Source organism: Sphingobium indicum BiD32 (genome assembly GCF_000382885.1).
In the GTDB taxonomy this organism is placed as follows: domain Bacteria; phylum Pseudomonadota; class Alphaproteobacteria; order Sphingomonadales; family Sphingomonadaceae; genus Sphingobium; species Sphingobium japonicum_C.
Window position 1 is genome coordinate 1 of the sequence record NZ_CAVK010000185.1, and the last position, 6192, is coordinate 6192.

Annotated in this window: 7 protein-coding genes; 3 read left to right on the plus strand and 4 right to left on the minus strand. The window is 63.8% G+C overall.

Going from position 1 to position 6192, the window contains the following annotated elements; translation table 11 throughout:
* The first annotated feature begins 103 nt into the window (after positions 1-103).
* Both EBBID32_RS17860 and EBBID32_RS23275 read left to right on the plus strand, forming a co-directional pair.
* Positions 104-997, plus strand: coding sequence for a tyrosine recombinase XerC (locus EBBID32_RS17860; RefSeq protein WP_006962642.1), 894 nt, complete (start codon positions 104-106; stop codon positions 995-997).
* Positions 998-1117: 120 nt separating this feature from the next.
* A complete protein-coding gene (locus EBBID32_RS23275; RefSeq protein WP_006962644.1) occupies positions 1118-1747 on the plus strand; it encodes a hypothetical protein in 630 nt (209 codons plus the stop codon).
* 154 nt (positions 1748-1901) lie between these two features.
* Here EBBID32_RS23275 and EBBID32_RS17870 read toward each other — a convergent pair whose 3' ends face one another.
* The 4 genes from EBBID32_RS17870 to rsmI form a co-directional block, all read right to left on the minus strand.
* A complete protein-coding gene (locus EBBID32_RS17870; protein ID WP_006962646.1) occupies positions 1902-2501 on the minus strand; it encodes a DedA family protein in 600 nt (199 codons plus the stop codon).
* A 163-nt stretch (positions 2502-2664) separates the two neighbouring features.
* Complete coding sequence (gene gshB, locus EBBID32_RS17875) at positions 2665-3639, minus strand: glutathione synthase (RefSeq protein WP_006962648.1); 975 nt, start codon at positions 3637-3639, stop codon at positions 2665-2667.
* Between the two features lie 122 nt (positions 3640-3761).
* The gene (locus EBBID32_RS17880; RefSeq protein ID WP_006962650.1) at positions 3762-4115 is read right to left on the minus strand and encodes a YraN family protein; all 354 of its coding nucleotides are present in this window, start codon (positions 4113-4115) and stop codon (positions 3762-3764) included.
* On the minus strand, positions 4112-4954 hold the full coding sequence (rsmI, locus tag EBBID32_RS17885) for a 16S rRNA (cytidine(1402)-2'-O)-methyltransferase (protein WP_006962652.1): 843 nt from the start codon (positions 4952-4954) through the stop codon (positions 4112-4114). The genes EBBID32_RS17880 and rsmI overlap by 4 nt, the downstream gene beginning before the upstream one ends.
* An 11-nt stretch (positions 4955-4965) precedes the next feature.
* Between rsmI and EBBID32_RS17890 the strand changes: the two genes are divergently transcribed.
* Positions 4966-6171 (plus strand): penicillin-binding protein activator, encoded by a 1206-nt coding sequence (locus tag EBBID32_RS17890; protein WP_006962654.1) that lies wholly within the window; start codon positions 4966-4968, stop codon positions 6169-6171.
* Positions 6172-6192 lie beyond the last annotated feature (21 nt).

The window sequence follows — 6192 nt, forward strand, 5'->3', positions numbered from 1 at the left end:
CCTTGCAGGGGAGGATTAGGCTGGCTTGGTCCCTAATGTCATACATTGCGCAACATAGGCTCACCATTTCCCATTTTGTCCAACCTGCCCTATCCTCCCGCCCATGCCCTCCCCCAACCTTATCGAACGCTGGCGTCATCATCTCAGCCTTGACCGGCGGCGATCGACCCACACGGTGCGCGCCTATATCGCGACCGCCGAGCGGCTGATCGCCTTTCTGGAGGCGCATCATGGGGAGCAAGTCACCACATCGCTGCTGGCGGGGATCAGCCAGGCGGACCTGCGCGCCTTCCTTACCGCGCGGCGGATGGACGGGATCGGCAATCTGTCCGCCGCGCGCGAACTGTCTGCGGTGCGCGGCTTCCTGCGCTTCATAGGGGGCGAAGAGGCGCGTGTCCCGCTGCTCAAAGGCCCGCGCACGAAACGCGGCCTCCCCCGCCCCATTTCCCCCGACGAAGCCGTCGCGCTGGCGCAGGACATTGCCGAGGGCGCACGCGAGCCATGGATCGGCGCGCGCGACTGGGCGGTGCTGCTCCTGCTCTATGGCGCGGGCCTGCGCATTGGGGAGGCGATGGGCCTGACCGGCGCGGTGCTGCCCTTGAGCGAAACCCTGCGCGTCACCGGCAAGCGCAACAAGATGCGCATCGTCCCGCTGCTGCCGCAAGTCCGAGCGGCGATCGACGCCTATGTGGCGCTCTGCCCCTATCCCATGAGCCGCGATGACAGTCTGTTTCGCGGCGCACGCGGCGGCCCTCTCTCCCCCGCGCTCATCCGCCGCGCGGTGCAGGGCGCACGGGGTCGCCTCGGCCTGTCGGATCGCACCACCCCCCATGCGCTACGCCACAGCTTTGCCACCCATTTGCTGGGACGCGGCGCGGATTTGCGCAGTTTGCAGGAGCTATTGGGCCATGCCAGCCTGTCCTCCACGCAGGTCTATACCCAGGTCGATGCCGCGCACCTGATGGACGTCTATCGCAACGCCCATCCCCGCGCTTAATAACCATCGCTTTTCCTTGTCACAGTGTCAGAAAGCGAAGCCTGATGGTGGAGTTAACCATCGGCACAAACCCGTCCTTCATTTTGCAATCGCATTATAAAGGCTCTCCAAGGGGGTCTTATGAAGAAACATATCTTAGTTGGCTTGCTGTCCCTGGTCGCAGCGGTTCCATCGCAGGCGCAGAATGTCTATCATTTCTATGGTCCCGAGAATAACAGCGGCGCTGGCGTAAGATATTTTCTGCCATCCGGATATCCGGTCGTGTTGCGCACACGCACACAGGTTTCGACCAAGGATAATAAGCCGGGTGATCGCGTATATCTGGAAGTGGCCGAAAACGTCATGTTCCGGGATCAGGTCATCATCCCAGTGGGTTCTCCTGTAACTGCTGAGGTCGCGGCCACCCAACGCAACGGTCATTTCGGCAAGAAGGGCAAGATCGAAATCCAACTGATCGAAGCAATGACCCCCAATGGTCCCGTCAAATTGTCCGGCCTTGCCACGGACGAGGGGAAAAGCGGAACGGCTGCGTCCGTTGCAACCATACTTCTGGTTTCCCCGTTGGGCTTTTTGATCCACGGAACAAGCGCCTATATCGCGCCCGGCACGGTGGTCCATGCGCAGACCAACAGCGATCTGAAGTTCCGCTGGTATCCCCGGAACGAATCGGCGGATCAAGCAGCGCCCATTCGTGCCGCAAATCCGAACGAACTGGCCTTGCGGGGCGGGGCGGTCACGCCCGCGCAGTAAAATGGAAGGGCCAAGACCAAATATCGATGATTTTAACTGAGCTGAGTTCGTCATTGCGAACCAAGCGAAGCAATCCAAAACAGCAGCCTTGGATTGCTTCGCTGCGCTCACGGTAAGGAATTGGAGGAAGCGGGCGGCATCAAGCCATGACCGCTCAGCCTTTGGGTCGCCAGGTGGCGAGCCGCCACAGATAGAGGATCACCGCCCCGACAACGCAGATCGTCGCGGCTGGCCCTATATATTTGTCGATCTCGCTGAAATTCCTGCCCAGCACGAAACCGGCATAGGCCAGGATGATATTCCAGATCAGCGCGCCGCCTGCGGTCCACGCCAGAAATTTGATATGCCCCATGCGGAACAGCCCGGCGGGCAACGACACCATCGTCCGCAGCGCCGGCATGAATCGGAACACGAACACGACGATCTGACCATATTTGCCGAACAGGCGGTCCAGTGCCTCGACATCGCGCCACTCCAGCGTCGCCCAGCGGCCATAGCGATCGACCAGCGGCTTCAACCGGCCAAAGCCCAGCACATGGCCGACGAGATACCAGAAATAATTGCCGACCGTGGTGCCCAGCGTCCCCGCCAGCAGCAGCCAGCCCATGTCCATCCGCCCCTGGCCCACGCGGATGCCGCCAATGCCCATGATCAGTTCGGACGGGATGGGCGGAAAGACATTTTCCAGCACCATCAGCGCGAAAATGCCCCAATAGCCGCCCGCGTCGATCAGGCGGAGAACCCAGTCGGTCATGACCCGATGCTCGAACGAACAATGATATTCTTCTTCCGTTCGCCCTGAGCGAAGTCAAAGGGTTCGACCGACCGAAGGGAGGTCACTTCGCTTCGCTCAGCAGAGGGCTTCGACAGGCTCAGCCCGAACGGATTGAGGGTTCTGAATGACAACAAAATCGCGATCAATCCGCCGCCCGCGCCGCCAGCCGGGCGTCGATTGCGTCCCAGATCAGCCCACCGGTATCAGTGCCGTCAAAGGCGTCGATCGATACGATGCCGGTCGGCGAGGTCACGTTGATTTCGGTCAGCCACTCGCCGCCGATCACGTCGATCCCCACGAACAGCAGCCCGCGCGCTTTCAGTTCCGGTCCCATCGCGGCGCAGATTTCGCGTTCCTTGTCGGTCAGCACGGTCTTGGCCGCCGATCCGCCGACCGCCAGATTGGATCGGATTTCGCCCACGCCCGGAATCCGGTTGATCGCGCCCGCGACCTCGCCGTCGATCAGGACGATACGCTTGTCGCCTTGTGCGACGCCGGGGATGAAGGCCTGCACCATGAATGGCTCAACCCATGACGCATTGAAGATTTCCACCAGCGCGGAAAGATTCGATCCTTTAGGCCCGACGTGGAACACGGCGTTGCCCGCATTGCCATAGAGCGGCTTGACCACAATCTCGCCATGCTGGGCCAGAAAACTGCGTACTTCCGCCAGATCGCGGGTTATCATCGTCGGCGGCATGAAGCGGGCATAGTCCAGCACGAACAGCTTTTCGGGCGCATTGCGGACGCTGGCCGGATCGTTCACCACCAGCGTTTCTTCCTGCACCCGCTCCAGCAAATGGGTGGCGGTGATGTAGCTCAGGTCGAACGGCGGGTCCTGCCGCATCAGCACGACATCGACGTCGCGGCCCAGGTCCAGCATCTCCGCCTCGCCAAAAGCGAAATGGTCGCCTTCCACCTTCTGGACATTCACCGGCCGCGCCTTGGCCAGCACCCGGCCGTCGCGATAGGTCAGGTCAGGGGCGAGATAATGGTAAAGCCTGTGCCCGCGCGCCTGCCCTGCCAGCATGATGTGAAAGGTCGAATCGCCCGCGATCTTGATGCCCTCCATCGGGTCCATCTGCACGGCGACGGTCAGGGGGTTCAGCTGCGTCATTCAAAAGACCTTCCACTAACAACATCCATTCGCTTCGAGCGAAGTCGAGAAGCGGTTAGCGCAGCGCCAGCGTTTCTCGACTTCGCTCGAAACGAACGGGATATGGAGCCTTGGGTGGCAAATCACCCCCCATGCCAGACATTGGCCAGATGGCGTGGCGCGCGGCCCGGCGCAAGGAGGATGACGTCGATTCGCATATCATCGCCCGCTTTAGCGAGATCGTGCCAGAGAATTTCCGCCGCCGCCGCGACCCGGCGCAATCGCCGTTCGTCGATCGCCAGGTCCAGTTCCGCCGCCGTGGCGCGCGCCTTCACCTCGACAAAGGCCAGCATCGCGCCCTTGCGCGCGACCAGATCGACCTCACCCGCAGGCGTCCGCATCCGCCGCCCGACAATCTGCCAGCCTTTCAGCCGCAGCCACCAGGCCGCAATCCGCTCCGCCTGACGCCCGCGTCGTTCGGCCGTTTCGCGCTTCACCCCTTCAGTTCCGTCGCCCGGTCATAGAGCGTCCGCCGGTCCAGCCCCAGTTTCTTGGCCACTTCCCCGGCCGCCTTCGACACGGAAAGCCGCGTCAGCGCCTCCAGCAAGGCCGCGTCGGCATCCTCGGCGCTGGCTGGCGCAGCCTCGCCCGGAGGCCCGACCGTCACCACAATCTCGCCCTTGGGCGGCGCATCGGCATAGCGCGCCGATAGTTCGGTCAATGTGCCACAGGCGGTTTCCTCGAACGTCTTGCTGATCTCCCGGCTCACCGCCGCCTCGCGGTCGCCCAGATGCGCGGCCATGGCCGACAGGCTTTCCGACAGGCGCGGGCCGCTTTCGTAAAACACCAGAGTCGCGCGCAGTCCCGCTACCTCGTCCAGCGAATCGCCCCGCGCCTTCGCCTTGCTGGGCAGGAAGCCCATGAACAGGAAGCGGTCGGTCGGCAGGCCCGACAGGGTGAGCGCCGCAATTGCCGCGCTCGGTCCGGGCAGCGTTATGATCCGCCGCCCCGCTGCCCGCGCGTCACGCACCAGCTTGTAACCCGGATCGGAAATGAGCGGCGTCCCGGCGTCCGACAGCAACGCCACCGATTCGCCCGCCATCCGATCGACCAGCCGCGCCCGCACATTTTCGCCGCTATGGTCATGATAGGGGATCATCGGCCGGTCGGAGCCTGCGTGGCGCAACAGTCGCGCGCTCACCCGTGTATCTTCCACGGCGACCACATCGGCCAGCCGCAACACCTCCGCCGCGCGCGGGGTAAGGTCACCAAGGTTGCCGATCGGCCCCGCGACGATATAAAGCCCAGGCTCAAGACCCGAAGATTGAGTTTCCATAAGGACGCCAGATGACAGAGACGGATGCCTCCCGGCAAGCGGACTTGTTCGCTTCATTGAAGCGCGGCGCGCGAATCGCCCTTGCAGCCGGGACGCTGCTGCTCGCCGCCTGTCAGTCGATCGTGCCCAAGGGACCGGCGCCCACCACACCAAGCGGCCCGGTTGGCCCGACCGGCCCGGAGGTGACGCAAGGCCTGCCGACCGACACGCTGCGCCACCGCGTCGCACTGCTGGTGCCGATGAGCGGTCCCAATGCCGGGGTCGGCCAGTCGATCGCAAACGCGACCACATTGGCGCTGATGGACACCAAGACCGACAAGGTGCGCATCACCACCTATGACACTGCCCTCGGTGCAGCAGCAGCGGCGAACCGCGCGCTGGCGGAAGGCAACCGCCTGATTCTTGGCCCCTTGCTGGCCGAAGATGCCCGCATTATCGGGCCGATCGCCGCGCGTACCAATGTGCCGGTCATCAGCTTCTCCAACGACGCCAGCGCAGCAGGCGGCGGCGTCTATATCATGGGCTATAACCCCAACCAGTCGATCGAGCGGGTCGTGGGATATGCCCGCGACAAGGGGCTGTCGCGCTTTGCCGCGCTCATCCCGCGCGGCACCTATGGCGAGCGGGCAGGCAATGCACTGCTGCGCGCGGTCGAGCAGGCGGGCGGCACGGTCGTGTCGATGCAGAATTTCGACCGCGGCCCGGCATCGATCACGGCAGCGGTCAAGAAATTGCAGGCCGCCTCCAGCTATGACGCGCTGCTGATCGCCGACAGCGGCAGGGTCGCGCTCCAGATCGCGCCGATCGTGCGCAAAAATGGCGGCGCGACCGCCCGCCTGCTCGGCACGGAACTCTGGAATACCGAAGGCACGCTGGCGGCCAGTCCGGTGCTGCGCGGCGCGTGGTTCGCCAGCGTGTCGGACACGCTCTATGGCCAGCTCGCGGGCAAATATCGCGCCCGTTACGGCACGTCGCCCTTCCGCCTGTCATCGCTCGGCTATGATTCGGTCCTGCTGACCGTGCGGATCGCGCAGGACTGGAAACCGGGCAGCCCCTTCCCCACCGCGCGCCTGCGCGATTCGGGCGGCTTTTCCGGCATTGACGGCGCGTTCCGCTTTGGCCGCACCGGCGTTGCCGAACGCGCGCTTGAGGTGTCCGAAGTGGGGGCTGGCAACGTCACCGTCATCGCCCCAGCGCCGCGCAGTTTTGCGGAGTAACACATCCTCCCCTGCAAGGGG

What these genes read in the sequence shown, in the direction of transcription:
- EBBID32_RS17890 (WP_006962654.1), top strand. Translation starts at nt 4,966, where the DNA reads ATGACAGAGACGGATGCCTCCCGGCAAGCGGACTTGTTCGCTTCATTG.
- rsmI (WP_006962652.1), bottom strand. Translation starts at nt 4,954, where the DNA reads ATGGAAACTCAATCTTCGGGTCTTGAGCCTGGGCTTTATATCGTCGCG.
- EBBID32_RS17860 (WP_006962642.1), top strand. Translation starts at nt 104, where the DNA reads ATGCCCTCCCCCAACCTTATCGAACGCTGGCGTCATCATCTCAGCCTT.
- gshB (WP_006962648.1), bottom strand. Translation starts at nt 3,639, where the DNA reads ATGACGCAGCTGAACCCCCTGACCGTCGCCGTGCAGATGGACCCGATG.
- EBBID32_RS23275 (WP_006962644.1), top strand. Translation starts at nt 1,118, where the DNA reads ATGAAGAAACATATCTTAGTTGGCTTGCTGTCCCTGGTCGCAGCGGTT.
- EBBID32_RS17870 (WP_006962646.1), bottom strand. Translation starts at nt 2,501, where the DNA reads ATGACCGACTGGGTTCTCCGCCTGATCGACGCGGGCGGCTATTGGGGC.